The following is a 1,816-nucleotide window of genomic DNA, read 5'->3' as shown; positions in this document are numbered from 1 at the left end:
TCTTGGCAGAATGGCTTTATACGTTTTTTATGATCATGTTCCCACTGCATTTTATTGCTGTTATGCTTGATTATTCTCAAACAGCTCGTGCAGTTTTTGCTGTAGTAATTTTTTATCAGGTAATTGCATTTGGTATTCGGCAACCATTGTGGGTGAAAGGCTTCTGCTTAGAGCATATTCTACCACTTCACTATCTTTATCTTTACACAGTAAACGCCAATACTAGGATTTTCATTATCTTTTTTTACATCACGGTCTAGAGCTTCGAGATAGAAATTCAATTGTCCTAAATGTTCGGGTTTAAACTTGTCGGCTTTCAACTCAAAAGCGACCAGACATTGTAATCCTCGATGATAAAATAATAAATCAACATAAAAATCACTATTCCCAACTTGTATTTTATATTCTTCGGCAATAAACAAAAATTCTTTTCCTAATTCTAAAATGAAATTTTTCATTTGATGAATTAAACCTCTTTGTAAATCACTTTCGTTATATGGCTCTGGAAGGTTCAGAAAATCAAAAATATAACTATCTTTAAATGCATTAATTATACCAAAATTAAATTCTCTCAACACTGTTGAGAGTTTTGTATTTCCGATCATGGTACGTTCAAAATAACCTGTTGATATTTGACGTTCTAATTCACGAAAACTATAGTTTTCTTACTTAGAAATATTAAGGTAAAATTCTCTTTCTTCTATGCTTTTGCAACGAGATAATATAGCCAAATTATGCGACCAACTTAATTGTCTCGACAGTGCTGAGAGTTTCGGAAAATCTTTATAGGTTTCATAAAACTGCTTCATACGCCAAAGGTTCTTATCAGAAAAGCCTTTTATTTCTGGTTCCGTTCTTTGGATATATTGTGCCAATTCTTTTACAACAGATTGACCCCATTCAGTAGTTTCTATGCGCTTACTAATGTACTCGCCAATATTCCAATACAGATTGATCAGCTCAGTATTTACTGCTTTTATCGCCTTGATACGAGATTGTTTGATTAGCTGAATGACATCTATAAAACGTTGTTCCATTGCATTTTGAATATATTGTAAAATTACAATTTATTATTTAGGTTTGAATATTTGCTATGATTAATTGACATATTGCTATACAGCTTTTCAAGCTCGTCGATGGTAAGCCCTACTCAACTAGGCTTGATAACACATTTATAATAAAATGATAAGCTATCCATCTTTTTTAAAGTAGTCACTCCCCAAAGTAAATAAGATGTCCGCTCACAAAATGAATTCTTAGAGAAATTATTGCGTATATTTAAATCAAAGTAATTTATTTACAATGTCAAATCCGATTGAACATTTATGGTTATATAATGACTGGGCCAATAAATCAGTCATCAGTACAATAAAATCTCAAGGAAGTATAATTCCTCCCTCCTGTTTACGACTAATGAGTCATATTGTTAATGCACAAATAATCTGGTTAAGTAGATTAAATGGTGAAAAACCATACCTAGGCGTTTGGGATGAACATAGTATTATGGAATGCGAACAATACCATAATTTAGCTTCCGCTGGCTTAGATGAAAAGATCAAAAAACACAACGATTATGACAAACATAGCATTCAATATAAAAACACTAAAAATGATAAATTTGTAAACTCCATTGAAGAGATATTGCTACATACCTTTAATCACGGAACCTATCATAGAGCTCAAATAGCAACAGAGATGAGAAAGAATGGTCTTGAGCCGGTCAGCACAGATTATATTGTCTTTGTCCGAAAGCAACATTAGCATATTCCCTATCGTTTTACCCTCAAAAAGATTGACCTCTGACCTCCTCCAAAAA

The 1,816-nt window shown here is 32.5% G+C and carries 3 protein-coding genes; 1 reads left to right on the top strand and 2 read right to left on the bottom strand.

Annotated elements, in window-relative coordinates; all coding sequences use genetic code 11:
- Positions 1–179 precede the first annotated feature (179 nt).
- Entirely contained in the window at positions 180–605 is a 426-nt protein-coding gene (locus tag L950_RS34690; RefSeq protein ID WP_231577857.1) for a PDDEXK nuclease domain-containing protein, read from the bottom strand.
- 60 nt (positions 606–665) lie between these two features.
- Complete coding sequence (locus tag L950_RS34685; RefSeq protein WP_021191455.1) at positions 666–1,037, bottom strand: DUF1016 N-terminal domain-containing protein; 372 nt, start codon at positions 1,035–1,037, stop codon at positions 666–668.
- A 265-nt stretch (positions 1,038–1,302) separates the two neighbouring features.
- On the opposite strand from L950_RS34685, the gene L950_RS25170 reads away from it, so the two are divergent.
- Positions 1,303–1,761, top strand: a complete 459-nt coding sequence (locus L950_RS25170) for a DinB family protein (RefSeq protein ID WP_021191454.1) — start codon at positions 1,303–1,305, stop codon at positions 1,759–1,761.
- The last annotated feature ends 55 nt before the right edge of the window (positions 1,762–1,816 follow it).

Source organism: Sphingobacterium sp. IITKGP-BTPF85 (assembly GCF_001006065.1).
In the GTDB taxonomy this organism is placed as follows: domain Bacteria; phylum Bacteroidota; class Bacteroidia; order Sphingobacteriales; family Sphingobacteriaceae; genus Sphingobacterium; species Sphingobacterium anhuiense.
This window is presented reverse-complemented; position numbering and strand designations above follow the sequence as displayed.